Origin of the sequence: Pseudomonas sp. MBLB4136 (assembly GCF_051904765.1) — a bacterium.
Classification (GTDB): Bacteria; Pseudomonadota; Gammaproteobacteria; order Pseudomonadales; family Pseudomonadaceae; genus Aquipseudomonas.
This window is the reverse complement of record NZ_CP196713.1, coordinates 2,827,115-2,848,476: the sequence shown is the minus strand read 5'-3', so window position 1 is coordinate 2,848,476 and position 21,362 is coordinate 2,827,115. Positions and strand designations below refer to the sequence as shown.

At 58.9% G+C, this 21,362-nt stretch carries 8 protein-coding genes; all 8 read left to right on the top strand.

The features are described 5' to 3' along the window. Nucleotides 1-799: 799 nt before the first annotated feature. Entirely contained in the window at nt 800-11,575 is a 10,776-nt protein-coding gene (locus tag ACSX1D_RS12865; RefSeq protein WP_439858875.1) for a peroxidase family protein, read from the top strand. Nucleotides 11,576-11,884: 309 nt separating this feature from the next. Next, nucleotides 11,885-13,156: a Wzz/FepE/Etk N-terminal domain-containing protein gene (locus ACSX1D_RS12860; protein ID WP_439858874.1), complete on the top strand. Its 1,272-nt coding sequence runs from the start codon at nt 11,885-11,887 to the stop codon at nt 13,154-13,156. 453 nt (nt 13,157-13,609) lie between these two features. Beyond that, entirely contained in the window at nt 13,610-14,914 is a 1,305-nt protein-coding gene (locus tag ACSX1D_RS12855) for a Wzz/FepE/Etk N-terminal domain-containing protein (protein ID WP_439858873.1), read from the top strand. A gap of 1,108 nt (nt 14,915-16,022) precedes the next feature. Further along, entirely contained in the window at nt 16,023-17,324 is a 1,302-nt protein-coding gene (locus ACSX1D_RS12850) for a flippase (protein ID WP_439858872.1), read from the top strand. A gap of 13 nt (nt 17,325-17,337) precedes the next feature. Then, the gene (locus ACSX1D_RS12845; protein ID WP_439858871.1) at nt 17,338-18,951 is read left to right on the top strand and encodes an aldolase catalytic domain-containing protein; all 1,614 of its coding nucleotides are present in this window, start codon (nt 17,338-17,340) and stop codon (nt 18,949-18,951) included. 16 nt (nt 18,952-18,967) lie between these two features. Next, entirely contained in the window at nt 18,968-19,705 is a 738-nt protein-coding gene (locus ACSX1D_RS12840; RefSeq protein ID WP_439858870.1) for a 3-deoxy-manno-octulosonate cytidylyltransferase, read from the top strand. After that, the gene (locus ACSX1D_RS12835) at nt 19,702-20,349 is read left to right on the top strand and encodes an HAD family hydrolase (RefSeq protein WP_439858869.1); all 648 of its coding nucleotides are present in this window, start codon (nt 19,702-19,704) and stop codon (nt 20,347-20,349) included. Before ACSX1D_RS12840 ends, ACSX1D_RS12835 begins: the two co-directional genes overlap by 4 nt. Then, nucleotides 20,340-21,332: a hypothetical protein gene (locus ACSX1D_RS12830; protein WP_439858868.1), complete on the top strand. Its 993-nt coding sequence runs from the start codon at nt 20,340-20,342 to the stop codon at nt 21,330-21,332. Before ACSX1D_RS12835 ends, ACSX1D_RS12830 begins: the two co-directional genes overlap by 10 nt. Nucleotides 21,333-21,362: the final 30 nt, after the last annotated feature.

Genomic DNA, 21,362 nt, shown 5'->3' with positions numbered 1-21,362 from the left:
TCGTTCGCAGCGCCAATAGCCTGCGGGGCCCGCAGAGGCGGCGAGCGCAGCATTCTCAATCGAGCCGAGCTCTTCCCGTTGCTCTAGACGAGAAGGCCTTGTGAGCGGCCTGCGAGGCCGTGAGATCGCCGTTGACCACTGCAGTTGCCCGAGGCTCAGGACGCCGGGCCGCTTCGCGTGTTTAGTTATTGTTCTCATCCCTGTTCGCGCTTGCGATGTCGCAGAGTGCCGTTCATCCGCTCCGAATCTTTGCCGAACTCCTCGATAAAACGACTCTTCTCTGTCACTCATAAACTAAAAGTGCTTTTAAAACAATATATTAAGTGCCTTTTCTTGAGTTTTGTTGGAATTGGACAATTCCTTGACAACCCCCTGGTGTGGAACTTTCCTAAGGACCATGGAGTGTGAAAAGCGTGTGAAAAGAGAAAGACGTCCATGGCAGCTGTCCGGCGAAGGTGAGAGGGCGCCGACATCTGTCCTTGCCAACGTACAACTCAGGAGTAACACCGTGGACAGAGGCAATTTCGTACACCGCATAGGAGGCGGTCTGGGTGGCACAGCATCAGGTCATCTCCGCATCCCGTTCAGTCCCCGTCTTCGACGTAGCTCCGCCTGACAGGCCCGTGCGGTCCTAGGGGCAGCCATCGATAACCGACCAGCAAAGGCTGCGAGCCATCTCCAGCCTTGTGGCTGAGGGCGTCCTTAAAAAAGCCAAGGTTTTCAATTCACTTCGCAAAAAGCGGAGCGGTTCTTTGCAGCCTGAATTTGCCCGGTTGCAGCCAGTGTTGAGGAAAATGTCATGGCCAACTTCATCAAATCCGATCTTGAGTTCATCCTTCAGCAGATCCTCATTGCCGAGGGGGATGCAAATGGCGAAGACATCCTGTCGCTGCTTCCCAATACCCTGGTGCCGTTTGGCTTGCGCACGGTTGATGGTTCCAACAACAACCTGCTTGCTGGGCAGACGGAGTTCGGTGCGGCCGACAACCTGTTCCCGCGCATGCTCGATCCGGTGTTCCGCCCGGCGGAGATGGGCACGTCCTATACCCAGACCAGCGGCATGGTGATCGACTCGCAGCCGCGCACGATTTCCAACCTGATCGTCGACCAGACGATCACCAACCCGGCGGCGGTGCAGGCCTTCGTTGATGCCGGCATGGGCGTGCTGGCCGACGGCAGCCAGCTCGATGGGGGAGGCGTGCCTTTCCCGATCGGCACCCTGCTGGACCTGGAGGGCAATGAGGTCCCCGCGGGCCAGTCGCTGTTCATTCCCAATACGGCGCCGGACGAGGGGCTTTCTGCACCTTTCAACAGCTGGTTCATCTTCTTCGGCCAGTTCTTCGATCACGGCCTGGATCTGGTGCAAAAGGGCGGCAACGGTCTGGTGTTCATGCCGCTGCAGCCGGACGACCCGCTGATCACCCACGGTCCTGATGGCGTTGCCGGCACCGGCGACGAACTGATCGATCCGGCGCTGCAGTTCATGGTGTTGCCACGGGCGACCAATCAGCCGGGTCCGGATGGCATCCTTGGCACTGCCGATGACGTGCACGAGCACCTCAACCAGACCTCGCCGTTCGTCGACCAGAACCAGACCTACAGCTCGCATCCGTCGCACCAGGTGTTCCTGCGAGCCTACGAGTTGAACGCCGACGGCAAGCCGGTATCGACCGGTAGGCTGATCAACAACCGGGACCTGGGGCCTGATGGCGAGTTCGGTACCGCGGACGATGTACTCGGCACCGGCATGGCCACCTGGGCGGTGGTCAAGGCGCAGGCGCGCGCGCTGCTGGGCATCGACCTGACCGACGCCGATGTGACCGACATTCCGTTGCTGGCGACCGACGCCTACGGCAAGTTCATTCCTGGCGTCAACGGCTTCCCGCAGGTGGTCATGCTTGGCGCGGACGGCCTGCCGGGCACCGCCGATGACTTCCTGGTGGAAGGCGATCCGCTGGCGCCGATCAGCCTGACCGGCGCAGTACGTACCGGCCAAGCCTTCCTGGTCGATATCGCCCATGCCGCCAACCCGATCGATAGCCAGACGGGCGACATGCTGGCCGCCGACTCCGACAGCGCCGTGGGCTTGTCGGAACCGGGCACCTTCGACAATGAGCTGCTCGATGCCCACTTCATCACCGGTGACGGCCGGGTCAACGAGAACATCGGCCTGACCGCCATTCACCATGTGTTCCACTCCGAGCACAACCGCCTGGTCGAGCTGACCAAGGACGTGGCGATCGAGGCAGCCAATGCCGGTGACCTGGATTTCCTCAACCAGTGGCTGCTGACCCCGGTGGCTGCGGTTCCGGCCGACCTTTCGACCTTGGTGTGGAACGGCGAGCGGCTGTTCCAGGCGGCCAAATTCGGCACCGAGATGCAGTACCAGCACCTGGTGTTCGAGGAGTTCGCCCGTAAGGTGCAGCCGCAGGTCGATGAGTTCCTGGCCCCGGACGGCTTCGACATCACCATCGATCCGAGTATCGTCGCCGAGTTCGCCCATACGGTGTATCGCTTCGGCCACTCGATGCTGACCGAGACGGTCAACCGCCTCGACCCTAATTTTGTCTCCAGCGACATGGGCTTGATCGAGGCGTTCCTCAACCCGCTGGCCTTCAATCAGCTCGGCGGCGTTACCGTCACGGCCGAACAGGCGGCCGGTGCCCTGGTGCGCGGCCTGACCCGTCAAGCCGGTAACGAGGTCGACGAGTTCGTCACGGGCGCGCTGCGCAACAACCTGCTGGGTCTGCCGCTGGACCTGCCGGCGATCAACATCGCCCGTGGCCGCGACACCGGTGTACCGTCGCTGAACGCGGCGCGCCGTTCGTTCTACGAAGCGACCGGCGACAGCCAGCTCAAGCCCTACACCAGCTGGGTCGACCTGCTGGGCAGCCTCAAGCATGAGCTGTCGCTGATCAATTTCATCGCGGCCTACGGCACCCACTCGACCATCACCAGTGCTTCGACCCTGGCGGACAAGCGTGCCGCGGCCATGGAGCTGGTGTTCGGTGTCGATGAGAACGGTGACAGCGTAATATCGGCTGACCGCCTGGACTTCCTCCACGGTACCGGCGACTGGGCCAACAATGCAGATGGCGTGACCATTACCGGGGTCGATGCCATCGACTTCTGGGTCGGCGGTCTGGCCGAGGCGCAGATGCCCTTCGGCGGCCTGCTTGGCTCGACCTTCAACTTCGTCTTCGAGACCCAGATGGAGGCTCTGCAGAGCGGCGACCGCTTCTACTACCTGGGCCGTCTGGCGGGGCTGAACTTCCTGACCGAGATGGAAGACAACTCCTTCGCCAAGTTGGTGATGCGCCACACCGATGCCCTGCACCTGCCGGCGGATATCTTCTCCACTCCCGGCCTGATTCTCGAAGCAGACCAGAGCCGCCAGTTCAACGAAGGGCTCGGCATGGCCGACCCAGTCGGCGAAGACCCGCTGATTCCGCTGGTGATGCGCGACGACCCGGGCACCGAGGCGGTGGAAACCAATTACCTGCACTACACCGGTGACGAGCACGTGGTGCTCGGCGGCACCGATGGCGACGACACCCTGATTTCCAGCATCGGCGACGACACCCTCTGGGGTGACGGCGGTAACGACCGCCTGGAAGGCGGCGACGGCAATGACGTCATCGAGGGCGGTGACGGCGATGACATCATCACCGACATGGGCGGCGACGATGTGCTCAAGGGTAACGACGGCAACGACGTGATCCAGGGCGGCAACGGCGAGAACCTGATTCTCGGCGGCCATGGCAAGGACTTCATCATCACCGGTGAAGACGTTTCCGAGACCTTCGCCGGGCCTGGCGATGACTTCATCTACGGGGCGCCGCTGAACCTGCCGACCTTCGGTAACGAGGGCGACGACTGGATCGAACTGGGCACCTCTGATGGTGCGGCCGGCGACAACTTCGATCCCCAGGCGGCCAGCACCATACTTGGCCATGATGTGTTCATCACCGGCGGCGGCTTCGACGAAGTCGACGGCGAGGGCGGTGACGACATCATGATGGGCTCCGAGGGCGAAGACCACTTCAGTGGCGGTGGTGGTTTCGACTGGGTCGGCTACAAGTTCGCCCGCTTCGGCGTCAGCGTCGACATGCTGGTCAATGACCTGATCGAGCCGCCGGTGGCGGCCTCCAATCAGGGCATCCTCGACCGCTTCGTCCAGGTCGAAGGCCTGTTCGGCTCGGCCGAAGGCGACATCCTGCGTGGCGACCATTCTGATGCCACCACCATCAACGTCGATGGAGTGCAGAACAGCACGCTGAATGCCGCAGGCATCGCCCTGATCGACGGCCTGCAGGCTTTCCTCGACGCCATGCTGGCGCCGGGCACGAGCAGCTTCAGTGGTGGCAACATCATCCTCGGCGGTGGTGGAAGCGACATCATCGAAGGGCGTGGTGGCGATGACCTGATCGACGGCGAACGCACGCTGAACGTACGCATAAGCGTGCGTGAGAACACCGACGGCACTGGGGTGGAGATCGCCAGCTTCGACAGCATGAAGCCGATGATCCCGCTGATGCTCAACGGCACCTACAACCCGGGCCAGCTGGTAATCGTCCGCGAGATTCTGCTCGATCCCGATAGCTTCGACACGGCGGTATTCACCGGCAACTTCTCCAGCCTGGACCCGGACTTGGGCGTCGTGCTGGAGGACTACGTGATCAGCCGTGACGACAAGGGCACGGCGGACTTCAGCGACGATGTCTTCACCGTGATCGATACCTTCATCGACGGTGACGGCATTGATCACTTGCGCGGCATCGAACGGCTGCAATTCAACGATGTCGCCTTCGTGCGCGACGACACGACCGGTGAGTTCGTCGCGCAGATCGCCGGTACCCAGCAGTTTGGCAACTGGTCACCAGACGGGTTGATACAGGTGAGCGGCACGGTGCAGGTGGGGCAGGTACTGACCGCCTCGGTTGCCGGCATCACCGATGGCGACAATGCTGGCGGCACCCTCGACGGTCGGCCGATCAGCTACATCTGGCAGGTCGACACCTTCGGCGATGGCATCTTCGAAGACATCGTCGCCCTGGGCGGCGGTAACCCGGTAACCCAGCTGGGTAATACCTTCCGCGTGACCCCGGACCTGGAAGGCTTGGCGCTGCGGGTCAAGGCCATCTACCGGGATGACCTCGGCACCACGGAAATGGTCTTCTCGGCTGGTACCGCCCCGGTGGCTGCCGGCGTCTTCCCGACCCCGGCGGCCATACCAGCCGAGTCGGCAGTGGTCAGCCCGGGTGGCGGCCTGCACCTGATCCGTTCGGACCTGCAGTTCATCCTCGAGCAGATCTTCATCTCCGAGCAGCATGCCGCCGGTGCGGACCTGCTGTCGCTGCTGCCCAATTCGCGAGTGCCGTTCGGCCTGCGCACGGTGGATGGTTCGTTCAATAACCTGGTGCAAGGACAGAGCGGCTTCGGTGCGACCGATGAAGGCTTCCCCTTCCTGCTGGAGCAGCAATTCCGCGACGACATGGACGGCGATAGCTTCGACATCAACGGACCGGCGCCTGGTGGTGAGATCACCAACACCAACTACGCCTCGACCACCGACGTCGCCGACGCCGATCCACGCATCATCAGCAACCTGATCGCCGACCAGACCATCACCAATCCATCGGCGGTGCAGGCCTTCCTCGATGCCGGACTGGGCACCCAGATGCTCGATGCGGTCACCGGCGATCCGCTGTTCAACGTCGACGGCACGCCGCGCATTCTCGACCTGGACGGCGTCGAGATCCCGCGCGGGCAGACCCTGATCCTGCCCAATACGGCGCCGGACGAAGGTCTGTCGGCACCGTTTAACGCCTGGTTCACCTTCTTCGGTCAGTTCTTCGACCATGGCCTGGACCTGGTGCAGAAGGGCGGTAACGGCAACGTCTTCGTGCCGCTGCAGCCGGACGATCCGCTGATCACCCATGGTGCCGACGGCATCGCCGGTACCGGCGACGAGCTGACCAACCCGGCCCAGCAGTTCATGCTGCTCACCCGCGCCACCAATGTCGACGTGCAGCCGGGTGCGGACGGCGTGCTGGGCACGTCCGATGACATCCATATCCACAACAACCAGACCTCGCCGTTCGTTGACCAGAACCAGACCTATGCCTCGCACCCCGCGCACCAGGTATTCCTGCGTGCATACGCGCTCAATGGTGCAAGCCAGCCGGTTGCCACAGGCGAGCTGATCACCAACCGTGATGTCGGTGTTGACGGCATTTTTGGCACTGCCGACGATATGAGCATCGGCGGCATGGCCACCTGGGCCATAATCAAAGCCCAGGCCCGCGACATCCTCGGCATCGAACTGAGCGACCACGATGCGCTCAACGTGCCGCTGGTGGCGGTCGATCCGTACGGCAACTTCATTCCGGGGCCGAACGGCCGCGTGCAGCTGGTCACCGACCTGGGCCCCGATGGACTGCTCGGCACGGCCGACGATGTATTGGTCGAGGGCGATCCGCTGGCTCCGGTCAGCCCGGCGGCGGTCGGTGCCCTGCGCACCGGTCATAGCTTCCTGGTCGATATCGCCCATGCGGCCAACCCGTTCGATGCGCAGACCGGCGCGCCACTGATGGCCGATAGCGATGATGCCGTTGGCTTGTCCAATGGCGTGGACCCGGTGACCGGTGATCCTATCTCGACCAACGGCTTCTTCGACAATGAGCTGCTCGAGGCGCACTTCATCGCCGGTGACGGCAGGGTCAACGAGAACATCGCGCTGACCTCCGTGCACCATGTGTTCCACTCCGAGCATAACCGTGTCGTCGCCCACACCAAGGACGTGGTGCTGGCGTCGAACGACGTGGACTTCATCAATAACTGGCTGCTCACCCCGATCGTGGCGTTGCCGACCACTCAGGTCGAGATCGACGCCCTCGAGTGGAATGGTGAACGACTGTTCCATGTGGCCAAGTTCACCACCGAGATGGAATACCAGCATCTGGTGTTCGAAGAGTTCGCACGCAAGATCCAACCGCAGGTCGATGTATTCCTCGGCGAAGGCCAGGGCTATGACGGCGAGATCAACCCGGCGATCGTCGCCGAGTTCGCCCATGCCGTGTACCGCTTCGGCCACACCATGCTGCTGGAAACCGTCGATCGTCTGGACCCCAACTACGCCTCCAGCGAGGTCGGGCTGATCCAGGCCTTCCTCAATCCGCTGGAGTTCAGCCAGAACGGCACCCTTACCCCAGAAGAGGCGGCGGGTGCCATCGTCCGCGGCGTGACCCGCCAGGCCGGTAACGAGATCGACAACTTCGTCACCGAAGCCCTGCGCAACAATCTGCTGGGCCTGCCGCTGGACCTGCCGGCGATCAACATCGCCCGGGCTCGTGATACCGGCACGCCTTCGCTGAATGCCGCGCGTCGCGACTTCTGGGAAAACACCGGCGACAGCCAGCTCACGCCGTACTCGAGCTGGGTCGACTTCGCGATGAACATGCGTCACCCGACCTCCCTGGTGAACTTCATCGCCGCCTACGGCACCCATGCCGAACTGCTGGCCGTCGATGTCGATACCCTGGCCGAGAAGCGCGCGGTTGCCGCGGCACTGGTGCTGGGCGGTAGTGCCGTGATCAATGCCGGGGAGCTGGACGAGAGGACCTTTGTCGCCGACGACGTCGACCGCATCGCCTTCCTCAACAGCACCGGCATCTACGCCATGGTGGGCGGTATTACCACCACCGGCGTCGATGACATCGACCTGTGGGTCGGCGGCCTGGCCGAGCGGCAGATGCCGTTCGGCGGCATGCTCGGCTCGACCTTCAACTTCGTGTTCGAGAACCAGCTGGAGAAACTGCAGAACGGCGACCGCTTCTACTACCTGGAGCGTACCGCGGGGCTGAACTTCCTCTCCGAGCTGGAGAACAACTCCTTCGCCCGCATGATCATGGCCAACACCGATGCCACCCACCTGCCGGGTGACGTGTTCTCGACCCCGGGCTTCATCCTCGAGGTCGACCAGAGCCGGCAGTTCACCGGCCTGGATGAGGCCGGCCTGGATGGCATCCAGGGCACCGCCGATGACGAGGTGGGGGCCGACGGCATCGCCGGCAACTCCGATCCGCTGGGTGGCGCGCTACTGACGCCGGACGTGATCCGCGACAATCCGGATACCCCGGGGGGCGACACCAACTACCTGCGCTATACCGGCGATGAGCACATCGTGCTCGGCGGCACCGCTGCCGACGACATCCTGGTATCGAGCATCGGTGACGACACCCTGCACGGCGATCAGGGCAATGACCGGCTCGAAGGGGGCGATGGTAACGACATCGTGCTCGGCGGCGACGGCGACGACATCCTCACCGACCAGGGCGGCGAAGACAACATGCAAGGTGGCGACGGCCACGACGCCATCCACGGCGGCAACAGCATCGACCTGATCCTCGGCGGCTTCGGCAACGACTTCATCGTCACCGGTGAGGACAGTGACGAGACTTTCGGTGGGCCGGGCAACGACTTTATTCTGGGCGACATAGCCGACGAGTTCGTACTCGGTAATGAAGGCGATGACTGGCTCGAACTGGGCATGGCCGACGGCAGCTCCGGCGACAACTTCGACGTCCGCGGGCTGGATGCGACCATCGGTAACGACGTGTTCGTCGGCGGTGGCAGCATCGACCGCATGGGCGGCGAGGGTGGCGACGACATCATGATGGGCAATGGTGGCCCTACCGACCGCTATATCGGTGGCTCGGGCTTCGACTGGGCGGTGTTCAAGGATGACCCGGCCGGTGCCTACGTCGACATGCGTCTGCGCGCCTTCGACGAAGTGATTCTGCCGCCATCCAACGGCACGGTGCTCGCCCGCTTCGAGTCCATGGAAGGCCTGTCGGGTTCGGCCCACAGCGACATCCTGCTAGGCGATGACTTCGATGCCGGCATGATCGCCGCGTCTGGCTTCAACGGCAGCGTGCTGACCAATATCGCCCTGATCGACGGCCTGCAGGGCTTCCTCGACGGCATGCTCGGCACGCCTACGGTGCCGACCGTAACCACCTTTGGCGCCGGTAACATCATCCTCGGCGGCGACGGCAGCGACCTGCTGCAGGGTAACGGTGGCGACGACCTGATCGACGGCGACCTGTGGCTGAACGTGCGCATCAGCGTGCGCGAGAATGCCGATGGCTCCGGCGCGGAGATCCGCAGCGCCAACAGCATGACGGAGCTGGTGGATGACGTATTCGCCGGCCTGATCAACCCGGGACAGTTGGTAATCGTCCGGGAGATCCTGCCAAGCGATGGCAGTTTCAACTTCGACACGGCCACTTATTCCGGCCCGCTGGCTAACTACACCATCGTCGAAAATGCCAACGGCACCTTCACCGTCACCGACAACGGCCCGGATGGCCTGGGCGGCGTCGAGGGCACCGACACGCTGCGCAATATCGAGCGACTGCAGTTCAACGACCAGTCCGTGGTGCTGGTGCCTGGCCTGAACGCCGAAGCAGTGGGCCTGGCCTCGATCAATGACAACAACCCGGAAGTCGGTTCCTTGCTGTCGGCTAACGTCGATACCGTGACCGATGCCGACAACCCGGGGCTCGGTCGGGTGACCGGGCCGGTGAGCTATCAGTGGCAAGCCGACTTCACCGGCACCGGGGTATATGAGGACATCGTTGCCATCACCGCACTGGGTGACGAACGCGCGAACAATCAGACCTTCCGGGTGACCGACGATCTCGCCGGCCTGACCCTGCGCGTCAAGGCTATCTACAAGGATGCCAACGGCGTACTCGAGACCGTATTCTCGGCGGTGACTGGTGCGGTGGCAGCTGTTTCGGTCAATGACGCGCCGGTTGGCACCATGCTGATCAGCGATACCACGCCGAATGTGGGCCAGCTGCTGACCGCCAGCCGTGCTTTCACCGATCCCGATGGTCCGGTGAACCCGACGCTGTCCTACCAGTGGCAGGCCGGGACCGGCGGGGTGTTCAACAACATCCTGGGCGCAACCGCGGCATCCTTCACGCCGAGCCTGGCATTGACCGGGCAAGCGCTGCGAGTCGTGGTCAGCTACACCGATGACCTCGGAAACCTGGAGACTGTGACTTCGCTGGCAACCGCGGCGGTGGTCAACCTGATCGCCGGTACGACTGCTGGCGATGTACTGAATGGCACTGAGTTCGATGATGAGATCCAGGGACTTGCTGGAGACGACATTCTTAATGGACTGGCCGGGAATGATGTGCTGGAGGGAGGGATTGGCAACGACCGGCTCGATGGTGGTGCGGATAACGATGTACTTGATGGGGGGGCTGACAATGACATCCTGATCGGCGGTTCTGGTGACGATGCCATGTTCGGCGGAGCGGGCAACGATATCTATGCGGTTACTGACGCCGGGGATGTGGTGGTCGAGCTTGCTGGGCAAGGCACCGATACGGTCTGGACGTCTCTGGCGAACTACACCTTGACGGCCAATGTCGAGAATCTGACCTACAGCGGTGTCGATGACTTCAGTGGTACTGGCAACGCGCTGGCCAATGTCATCAGGGGGGGCATTGGCAACGATTCAATAGTTGGTGGAGGAGCTGCCGATACGCTGATCGGCGGAGCGGGGAACGACAGCTATGCGGTTACCGACGTGGGGGATGTGGTGGTCGAGCTTGCCGGGGAAGGCACAGATACGGTCTGGACATCACTCTTGAGCTACACACTGGGCGCTAACGTCGAGAGGCTTGCGTTCAGCGGTAGTGGCAACTTTACGGGGGTAGGCAATGCGCTGAATAACTGGGTCGTGGGGGGCATTGGTAACGACTCAATAATCGGTGGAGCAGGTAACGATACGTTGATCGGCGGTGCGGGCAACGATATCTATGCTGTGACTGACATGGGTGATGTGATAATTGAGCTTGCGGATGGCGGTACGGATACGGTCTGGACGTCCCTGTCGAGCTACACCCTGACGGTCAATGTCGAGAATCTGACCTACAGCGGTGTTGGGAACTTCAGCGGTACCGGCAACGCGCTGGCCAATGTCATCAGGGGCGGCGTGGGCAACGATGTGATAGTCGGTGGTGCGGGTGCCGATACGATGTACGGCGGAGCGGGCAACGACATCTATGCGGTTACCGACGCTGGGGATGTGGTGGTCGAACTCGCCGGGCGGGGGAGCGATACGGTCTGGACCTCGTTGCTGAGCTACACGTTGACGGCTAACGTCGAGAATCTGACCTACAGCGGTACCGGGAACTTCAGTGGTACCGGCAACGCGCTGGCCAATGTCATCAGGGGCGGTGTGGGCAATGACACCCTAACAGGCGGAGCCGGCAACGATACGCTCGTCGGCGGCCAGGGCAACGATATCTTCATGTTCGGCCCAGGTTTCGGCAACGACATCATTACGGACTTCGACGCCGATCCCGTCGGCGGCCAGGATCTGCTCAACATCGCCGCACTGGGTGTGACTGCGGCGACTTTTGCCGCCAGCGTAACCATCGCGGATGCCGGTGCCGACACATTGGTGTCGGTCGGAGGCGGGACCATCCGCCTGGTCGGTATCAACGATGCGACGACCATCACCCAGATGGACTTCACATTGGCGGTATAAAGGTGGCAGCTACCAAAACAGAATGAGGCATTAACTAGAACGGTAGGGGGCAACTTGTTGCCCCCTTACTGATGTGCAAGTCGCTGTCTGCAAATGGATAGAGGCGTAAATCGACCTGCGGCAGAACTGATCTTGTGGCTTCGGGGTAGCGATGAACAAATCTGCTGGGCTGCTGTCACATTCAGGCTGGGGCAAGGAGTGCACCTCCTACTGTCTGCACACGAGAGGCAGGGTACTCAAGGAGGGGGATTTTGAAGTGATCGCATGCCATGCGACAGACCATTGTTCAGACGGACCCCTTGCCGGCCTATGCCAGACCAACCGCAACAGCCCAGCTATAGCAACGATGAAATCGACCTGATCGAACTGCTTCGCTCACTGCTCCAGCAGAAACACCTGATTCTAACGTTCGCCTGCCTGATTACCCTGGGTGCTGCAGCCTATGCCTTCCTGGCCACGCCGTATTATCAGGTGCAGAGTGTGCTGCGTCCGGTGGATCGGGGTATTCTCGATGAGTTGAACGGCACCGGCGTCTATGAGCTGACTCCGGGCGAAGCATTGAGGCGTGTCGGTGCAGGGTTGTCTTCCTACGAGAACCGCCTCCAGTTCTTCCGGGACAATCAACAGCTGTTTACCGGACTGCTTGAGCCTGGGCGTTCGCTTGAACAGGTATTCGAAGAGTTCAACCGCTCGGCGTTCGCCATGTTGCAGGTCGATCTGAAGAAACCCAATAGCCTGAGCGAGTTTGTCGGTATGTCGCTGACCTACCCCAAGGGGGTGGATGGCGTGGCGGTAGTCAATGGGTTGGTTGCTGCCGTGCAGGAGACAGAGCGCGAACGCATAACCACGGACCTGAACGTGTTGATAGCCAACCGCCTGTTTGCCCTCGAGCAAAAGATCGAGGCCGCCCGGGCAAGTTATGAGGCGAGCAAGCAGGCACGAATAGCCAGCCTGCTCGAGCAGGATGCCTTGCGCAGGGCAGAATTGCAGGACGAGTTGCGCGCCTTGCGTGGTGAATTGAAGATGCGTCGGGAGAATCGTATCAAGCAGCTCGACGAAGCTATGCAGATCGCCGAGTCTCTGGGCATTCGCAAACCCACCACGCCATCGGCCATGGCCGACGCGCAGCTCCAGGGGCGGGTTATGCGCACAGAGGTCAACAGCCGGGACATTCCGCTCTACTTCATGGGGGTCGATGCCTTGAAGGCCGAAGGTCAGGCCTTGAGCGAGCGTAGTTCGGACGACTTCAGTGAGCCGCGGATTGCTGAGCTCGAGAAGGAACTGGCCCTGCTGAGTCACAACCGGCAGGTGGAAATCCTTGAGCAGCGCAAGAATGAGGATCTATACCTCAAGGACCTGGCGAAATGGCGTCAGGAGGCGGCACAACTAAAAGGGGTCAAATTCGATGCTGGCACTTTGCAACTGGTCAGGGTTGATCAGCGGGCACTCGAACCGCTCTCAGCGGTCAAGCCGAAGAAAGCGCTGGTGATTGGTCTGGGCGGAGTCGCTGGCCTGATGCTTGGTGTCTTTGTGGCGTTGTTGCGTAACTTGTTGCGGCCCAGGCAAAGCGACGCAGCCTAGGTCATATTCGTGTAGCCGTACATAATTGCCTCGGCAAATCGGCATCCGCCCGGGCCTTGCTCAGATATCAGGCCTACTGCATCAGTATAAGGTTCACCCAGCCACTCAGAAGGTGCGTCCTCGAAGCGAAAGCATCTAGCTCCCGCAGCGTGCATGTCGAGAGTTTTAGAGCACTTAGAGGGGCTGGCGTCAAAATATGAGGCACAACGGCTGTTGAATATCGCACAGAGTGCCCGTTTGTCCTTCGGTATCTGAAAGCGGACTGTCAAGACTTGTAATGTTGCCTGTCGCAGGCACAATGCCGCCGAGCCCCTGCTGCAGTAACGGCTACAAGTCCTATAGGCCGCGTCTCCCTGAAAGGGTTGCGCCAGGCAGCTATGGCTCGATCGGGCACCAACAGTCGCCGGAAACTGGCGTATCGGTGGCAACTATTTTGAAAGATGGATCTTGGCCGTGAATGCAATCTCCCCCATTGTGCAACCAGCTGCGAACGAAGAAATCGATCTGGCCACGTTATTTCTTTCACTCTGGGAGCAGAAACTGCTCATTGCCGTGGTGACCTTGTTGATCGCCACGGCGGCGGCGTCCTATGCCTTTTTCACCACCCCTGAATATCAAGTGCAAAGCCTGTTGCGCCCTGCGGCGATCAAGGACCTGGATGCCCTTAACCACACCGGCGTCTATGAACTGGAGCCTGGCCAGGCCTTGCAGCGCGTAGGGGAGGCTTTGGAGTCTTATGACAGTCGTATGGCGTTCTTCCGGGCCAATCCAGAGCTGTTCGAGGCTTTGCGTGAGCCAGGTCGTAGCTTTGAGCAAACTTTCGAAGGCTTCAATCGGGAGGCCTTTAAAATGCTCCAGCCCGACTCGAAGAGAGCCGACAACATGAGCGCCTACGTCGGAGTCCAGCTGACCTATCCGGCGGACGTCAACGGCGTAGCCCTGGTCAATGGCCTAGTCGACCATGCCATTGAGTCGGAGCGCGAACGAATTGCAGATGATCTGCAAACGGTGGTCCAGAACCGCCTGAATCAACTGGAATTGAAGATGGCGGCGGCCCGCGCTAGCTACGAAGCGAGTAAGGAGGCCAGGATCGCCGCGCTGCTCGAGGCCGACAGCCTCAAGCGTGCGCAGCTACAAGACGAGCTCAGAGCCTTGCGTCAACAGCTCAAGGTCCATCGCGACAATCGCATCACTCAACTGGAGGAGGCGATCCGCATAGCCAAGGCGCTGGGTATTGGCAAACCCACCACGCCTTCCGCCTTGGGCGAGGGCGAGCGGCTCACGCAGGGTAGTGTGATCCGTACCGAGGTCAACAACCAGCAGATACCACTCTACTTCATGGGCAGCGAAGCCCTGGAGGCAGAGCGCAATGCGTTGTTGCAACGCCGCTCCGACGACTTCACCGAGCCGCGTATCGCGCAAATTGCCAAGGAGCTGCAACTGCTGGCACATAACCGGCAGATCGAAGTGCTCAAGCAGCGCGAGAACGAAGACTTGTTCCTCAAGGACCTGGCCATCTGGCGAGAGGAGGCTACCCGCTTGCGCAACCTCAGCGTCGACGTGGCTGATCTCAAACTAGTGTCTGTCGACCAACTCGCTGTGGAGCCCCTAAAGCCCATCAAGCCCAAGAGGGCGCTGACTCTGGCTTTGGGCGTGGTGCTCGGTGGCATGTTGGGTCTATTTATCGCCTTGCTGCGCAGTGCCTTGCGTCGCGCCATCTTGCGACGTCGTTCCGATCAGTCGGAGTTGGCGTCCTGATATGACGGCCTGTAGGGAGGGGGCTGTGCGCACCGGGCCTTCCCAGCTCAAGCGATATGCATGACGCATTCTGTTCGTATCCAGAAACAAGCAAGCTCTACCCGCTCTTGGGGTAGGCATATGGCCCCAGGTCAGGGGTGTATCGCCGGCACCGCTCGACCCGCCGGCATCGTTAACGGACTAACACGGATCAACCACATGAGCTGCCTCCACTTTCTGCTTCATATCGCGGCTGACGGCACGACCGGGGCCTACTGTCAGCTACCGAATAGCTTTGGCTCGCCACAGGCGAGCCGTTCTACCCAGACTTGCCGCGTGCCCAGGCCCTTCTGGCGCAACGAAGGGCCGCAGCGAGTGGTGTGCTGTCGTAATTCGCAGCAGTTCGCGCCGTCGCCAAGCGTCGATAGACGCCAGGCGCGCCTGCCAATGGTCCATCCGTTGGTGGAAACCGCTCGTCCGGTCATCGTCATCACGGGGAACGGAATCTGCAGCAGTGGTCGAATCGTCCATTGCCTGAGATTCACGCAGCGGTCCCCGGACCCATCGCCTTGCTCACTCGACCGGGCCCGCGTTGTCCTGGCGCAGGTGGCATAAAGCTGTAGTTAAGGCACCGACTATGCCGATCTGGGCAGGCAACGCTATGACATTCGGACTCAAGTCCATACCATAGGTGAAGATCGGGCCCCTGCGGAACAAACAGAAGGAGAGGTTTGATGAACGGATGTGTGAATAATTGCCAGGGGTCAGGGTAGAGTATGGCGAGCCGAGGGTTCGGGAGTAGTTGCCTGACGTGGTACGTAAGTGCCATATGCAAAGACACTAGCATCAGGCAGTTGTGATTTCTAGAGTGCCAGCACAGGTGGTCTCTGCGCAGCGGAAGACAGAGTAGACCGGCAAGCTTTTACCGCGCGGTTGCGGGGCCAGTAAGAAGACATCAGAAGCCAGAGTGAGTTGGCTTTATCGACTAGGGCGGCAATATGGTATGCAGCATTTATGCAAATGTGTGAGTGGGGTGTGAGTTTGGCCTCATTAGCGGAAGACTTCCGCGTGGCGTGCCGAATGACCGGTATCGTTTTGGCTGACGGCTGTCGTGCGAGATGAGCTAGACGTGATTGCAAAGGCTCAGATTCTGAAGAACAGCACTTTTCGGCGCTACTTCCTGAATTCATCCTGGATGCTGGCCGAGCAGTTTCTGCGGATTCTCTCGGGTGTCTTCGTGGGAATCTATATTGCGCGCTATCTCGGCCCTGAAGAGTTTGGCGTGTTGAGTTATGTGCTGGCGATTGCCACCTTCATGATTGCCATCTGTCGTCTGGGAATGGATGCGATCTTGGTTCGCGAACTGGTTAGTGCGCCGGAGAAAAGACTACTGTTGATGGGGACGGCCTTCTGGATGATGGTTGTCGCTGCGCTGTGCTGCTGCCTGCTGGTCGGCGTCGTGGTGTGGAGTTCGGGTGAGATTCTTTCGGTAAAGGTCTACGCGAGTATTATTGCTGTCAGTACTATATTTACTTCATTTCTGGTTGTCGATTTCTATTTTCAATCACAAGTGAAGGCCAAGTATTCGGCGATCTGCAAGTCGCTTGCTTTGTTCCTTATGGCGCTGGTCAAGTTGTGCCTGATATTTGCCCAAGCCGATCTGATATGGTTTGTCGTGGCATTCATGGTGGATTACGCGGTGCTCGCCGTGATATTGGTTGTCGCGGCGTTGGGAAATAACTGCTCAGGTTTTTTTCGGTTGTTTTCATGGTACGACGCACGGCAGATGTTGAGGAGTGCCTGGCCGTTGGTGTTGGGGGCTGTCGCTATCCAAGTCTACATGCGAATTGATCAGCTAATGATCAGGAACATGCTGGGCCTGCATGAGGTCGGCATCTATTCGGCCGCCGTTAGGGTGTATGAGGCCTGGGCCATTGTAACGGCGATCATCACGGTGTCGCTGCTGCCTGCGATAGTCAAGTTGAAACAGGGTGATGAAGCAAACTATCACAAGAGATTGGCGCAGTTGTTCGGGCTGCTGATCTGGATGAGCGTGTTGGCGGCCATTGCAGTTTCTCTGGTGAGTGAGAACTTGATGGTTCTTGCATTTGGTGGCGCCTACCGAGCCGCAGCGCCAGTTGTCGATATAATTATGTGGACCGCAGTCTTCGCCGCGATGGGATCCGTTTCGGCGCGCTACTTCAATGTTGAAAAAATGGAGAGGAAATTTGCCTTGCGTACCGCGCTGGCAGCGCTGGTAAACGTCGGGTTGAATTTCTTGCTTATCCCTATTTACGGCATCGAAGGGGCAGCGATTGCCACCTTGGCCTGTACTTTCTTTGCAAACTATCTGATGGACTGGTTTGATAGGGACCTAAAGTCACTGCTCAGAATCAAGCATCGGGCGATGTTTGGTCGCTCACTCGGTTGAGGTAACTGTTCTGATGAAATCTATCGTGCTTCTCGATTGCACCCTGCGTGACGGTGGCTATTACAACTCCTGGAACTTTTCCCGGGAACTGATTGAAGATTATCTTCAGGCCATGCTCAGCATCGGCACGGATTACGTCGAACTGGGACTTCGCTCGTTTAATCGGGATGGTTTCAAGGGTGGGTGTGCCTATACCACTGACAGCTTCATTCGCAGTCTGTCGATACCTGAGGGCCTGAAACTAGGGGTGATGGTCAATGCCAGCGAACTAGTAGGTCATCGAGAAGACGTGCCGACACGGCTGCAGCGCCTGTTCGGGCCGGCAAGTGAGTCACCCATCTCGCTTGTGCGTATCGCCTGCCATGTGCATGAGTTCGAAGAAGCCCTATCGGCGTCCACCTGGTTGAAAGAGCGGGGCTACCTTGTCGGTTTCAATCTGATGCAGGTTGCGGATCGGGCCTTGGGTGACCTGACCGCGCTGGCCAGAATGGCCAGCGACTACCCGGTCGATGTGCTCTACTTCGCCGACTCCATGGGCAGCATGAGCCCGGCCCATACCCGCCAGGTGGTTGAGGCCTTCAAGGCGGGCTGGTCCGGCCCCCTGGGTATCCATACCCACGACAACATGGGACAAGCGCTCGCCAACTCCATTGCTGCCGTTGAGTCCGGTGCGGCTTGGGTCGACGGAACTGTCACGGGCATGGGCCGCGGCCCCGGTAACGCCAAGACCGAATACCTGGTGCTGGCCCTCGAGGGCCAGCGCAGCACGGCAACTAACATCACGCCGTTGCTGGCGGTGATCCGCAGGCACTTCCAGCCGATGCAGGCTCATTACGGCTGGGGCAGCAATCCCTATTACTTTCTGGCTGGCAAGCATGGCATTCACCCTTCCTATATCCAGGAAATGCTAGGTGACAGTCGCTACAGCGAGGAGGATATCCTCGCGGTGATCGATCACCTGAAGACCGAGGGCGGCAAGAAGTTCAGTCTCACCACGCTGGAGGCGGCACGTCACTTCTACCGCGGAGCACCCAGAGGCAGCTGGACTCCCGCGGACATGATCAAGGGGCGGGATGTTCTGATCCTGGGTACCGGGCCAGGGGTGCAGGCGCATCGTTTGGCACTGGAAACCTTCATTCGCCAGCAGAAGCCGTTTGTGATCGCGCTGAACACACAGAAAAGCCTGGATGATGAACTCATCGACATACGGGCTGCCTGCCATCCTGTGCGTCTGCTGGCAGACTGTAATGAGCATGCCCGTTTGCCGCAGCCTCTGGCGACTCCAGCGTCGATGTTGCCGGAAGACGTGCAGGGGGCCCTTGCGGGCAAGCAGTTGCTGGACTTCGGCTTGAGCGTACAAGCCGGTGCCTTTGCCTTCCACCAGAACTTTGCCCAGTTGCCAACGTCTCTCGTGATTGCCTATGCCTTGGCGATTGCCACCAGTGGCCAGGCTAAGTCGATCTACCTTGCGGGTTTTGACGGCTACGGCGCAGACGATCCGCGACGACAAGAGGCCGACAAAATTTTCCAGGCCTATCAGACGGCGACCGACGCCCTTCCGCTGTTGGCCATTACACCGACGCTGTACGAGTTGGCCAGCACCTCCGTCTATTCAATGAATGCCTAGTTAAGAGCGCGAGTTCATGAGAACTGTCATCATCATTCCGGCACGTTTCAAGTCTTCACGTTTTCCCGGTAAGCCGCTGGTGCCCCTTCTGGGCAAGCCCATGATCCTCTGGGTGGCAGAGCTTTGTGCCAAAGCGCTGCCTAAGCAGGATGTCTATATCGCAACCGAAGACCAGCGTATTGCGCAGGTTGTGGAGGGGGCGGGCTTCAACGCGATCATGACCAGCGACAAGGCTTTGACCGGCACCGATCGCCTGGCGGAAGCCGCCGCAGCAATCGATGCAGATATTTATCTGAACGTACAGGGCGATGAACCGCTGCTCGATCCGAACGATATTCTCAAGGTGCTGGACTTCAAGAAGCGCTACCCGCGGGACGTGATCAATGGTTTTTGCCCGATCAGCGACCAGGAAGATCCCCATAGCGTCAACATCCCCAAGGTCATTTTTACCGATGACCACCGTCTGGTGTATATGTCACGGCTGGCGCTGCCCGGCTTCAAGAGCAAGGAAAATCAGCCGCGGGTCTATTACAAGCAGGTCTGTATCTATGCGTTTAGCCGGGAGGATCTCCTGCGCTATGGCCAGTTTGGCCGTAAGAGCACCCTGGAGCAGAGCGAAGACATCGAGATCCTGCGTTTTCTGGAGTGGGGCGCCTCGATTCGGATGATCGAGACGCAGCCGGGCAGCTTGGCGGTAGATGTGCCAGAGGATGTCCAGGCCGTTGAACGAGAGTTGCAGAGAATGATGCAATGACGGTATTTGATGTCAGTCAATATAGAACGCTGGTGTTTGATTGTGATGGTGTTGTTTTAAACTCCAATAGTGTTAAAACACAGGCCTTTTATGTCGCGGCTCTCCCCTATGGGGAGTCAGCGGCACAGGCATTGGTCGACTATCACGTTGGTCATGGGGGGGTCTCGCGTTATAAGAAGTTTGAATTCTTTTTGAGTGAGGTGGTGGGGCGGAAAAAAATTGATGAGGCTGAGTTGAAAACTCTGTTGGAGAGTTATGCGGAGAGTGTGTGGCAAGGGTTGTTAAATTGCGAGATGGCGGAAGGCTTGCACTTGCTTCGTGAAAAAACTCCTAATAGTCGCTGGTTAATTGTGTCTGGTGGCGATCAAGACGAGTTGCGGCGAATTTTCTCAATTCGAAATCTTGAGTCCTTGTTTGATGGGGGGGTGTTCGGAAGCCCTGATAATAAGGATTTGATCTTGGCACGGGAAATTGAGCGAGGGACTATCGCCAAGCCGGCTGTGTTTTTCGGGGATAGTCAGTACGATTTTGAGTCTGCAACACGCGCCGGCTTGGATTTTGCCTTTGTAAGCGGATGGTCCGAGTCGAATTTTGACTTTAGTGACGCACACTACACGCTTGAGAGTCTCGGTGATTGTCTTTGATTATCATGGGGGCTAATGTGCATGTTGATGCGCAGAGGTTGGAAGGGTTACTAGCTTTCCCAGTTCGGATGCTAGTGGTCTTGTTCGTTTTTGTGGGGAGTATGTACATTGGTCCTCTTTATGTTTTAGGGGATCAGGTGCATTACCGGAAGGTTTATGAAGGCCTAATGGGCTTGTCTCTTGTTGAAGGTTATATTTATTATACGGAGTCAATAGACTCCTTGGAATTTGTCCACTTCTTCTTCTCTTGGCTCGCTGGGCGTTACCTGGATAAGGATATATTTGTTTCGATTGCCAATTCGTTTCTGGCGTGGGTTGCCTTTGGGGTTTTTAGGCGATGGGGGGCTTCGGTTGTTGTTTCTGCGTTTCTTGTTGCGACTAACTATTATTTGATTGCGATGTATTTTTCAGCGGAGAGATTGAAGTTCGGTTTTATTTTTTTGGGCTTGTCTCTTTTGTATGCTGAAAGGCTTAGATTGTTTTATTTTTTTTCGTTCCTTGCTTTGGTTTCGCATGCGCAAACCGTCATTGTCTACGCTGCTATCTTTTTTAGAATATTCTGTGGGCAGGTTTGTCGGTTTTTATTGACGGGAAGGGTTTCGGCTACTTTCTTGGTAGTTGTTGTTCTTCTATTGGTTCCGGTTTCTCTTGTGTCGGGACAGTTGCTGTCGAAATTTTATTCGTACTATGATGGGCTTCGTGGTTTTGACGAATTGCTTAGGGTCTTTGTTTTTTTGTTGCTTGCGCTTTATTATGCCAGGGATAAGTTCGGAGCTCTTCTTGTTTTCGTGCCGCTGGTGTTGGTGGTGATGCTGGTTGGTGGCGATCGGGTTAATATACTGGCATACTTTGTTTTCTTGTATTACGCTCTGCCTGTTAATAAAGGGCTCAATGCTGGTGTTCTGGTGACAACTGTGTATTTTTTGCTTGGTTCGTTCGAGTATGTTTCAAATATATTCGAGTATGGGAGTAACAAACCTTAGTGTTCGGTTGTTGGATATTTTTTGGTGGTT

Excerpts from the sequence above, each read along its gene's own strand:
- ACSX1D_RS12845 (WP_439858871.1), top strand. The coding sequence starts at position 17,338 with ATGAAATCTATCGTGCTTCTCGATTGCACCCTGCGTGACGGTGGCTAT.
- ACSX1D_RS12840 (WP_439858870.1), top strand. The coding sequence starts at position 18,968 with ATGAGAACTGTCATCATCATTCCGGCACGTTTCAAGTCTTCACGTTTT.
- ACSX1D_RS12835 (WP_439858869.1), top strand. The coding sequence starts at position 19,702 with ATGACGGTATTTGATGTCAGTCAATATAGAACGCTGGTGTTTGATTGT.
- ACSX1D_RS12865 (WP_439858875.1), top strand. The coding sequence starts at position 800 with ATGGCCAACTTCATCAAATCCGATCTTGAGTTCATCCTTCAGCAGATC.
- ACSX1D_RS12860 (WP_439858874.1), top strand. The coding sequence starts at position 11,885 with ATGCCAGACCAACCGCAACAGCCCAGCTATAGCAACGATGAAATCGAC.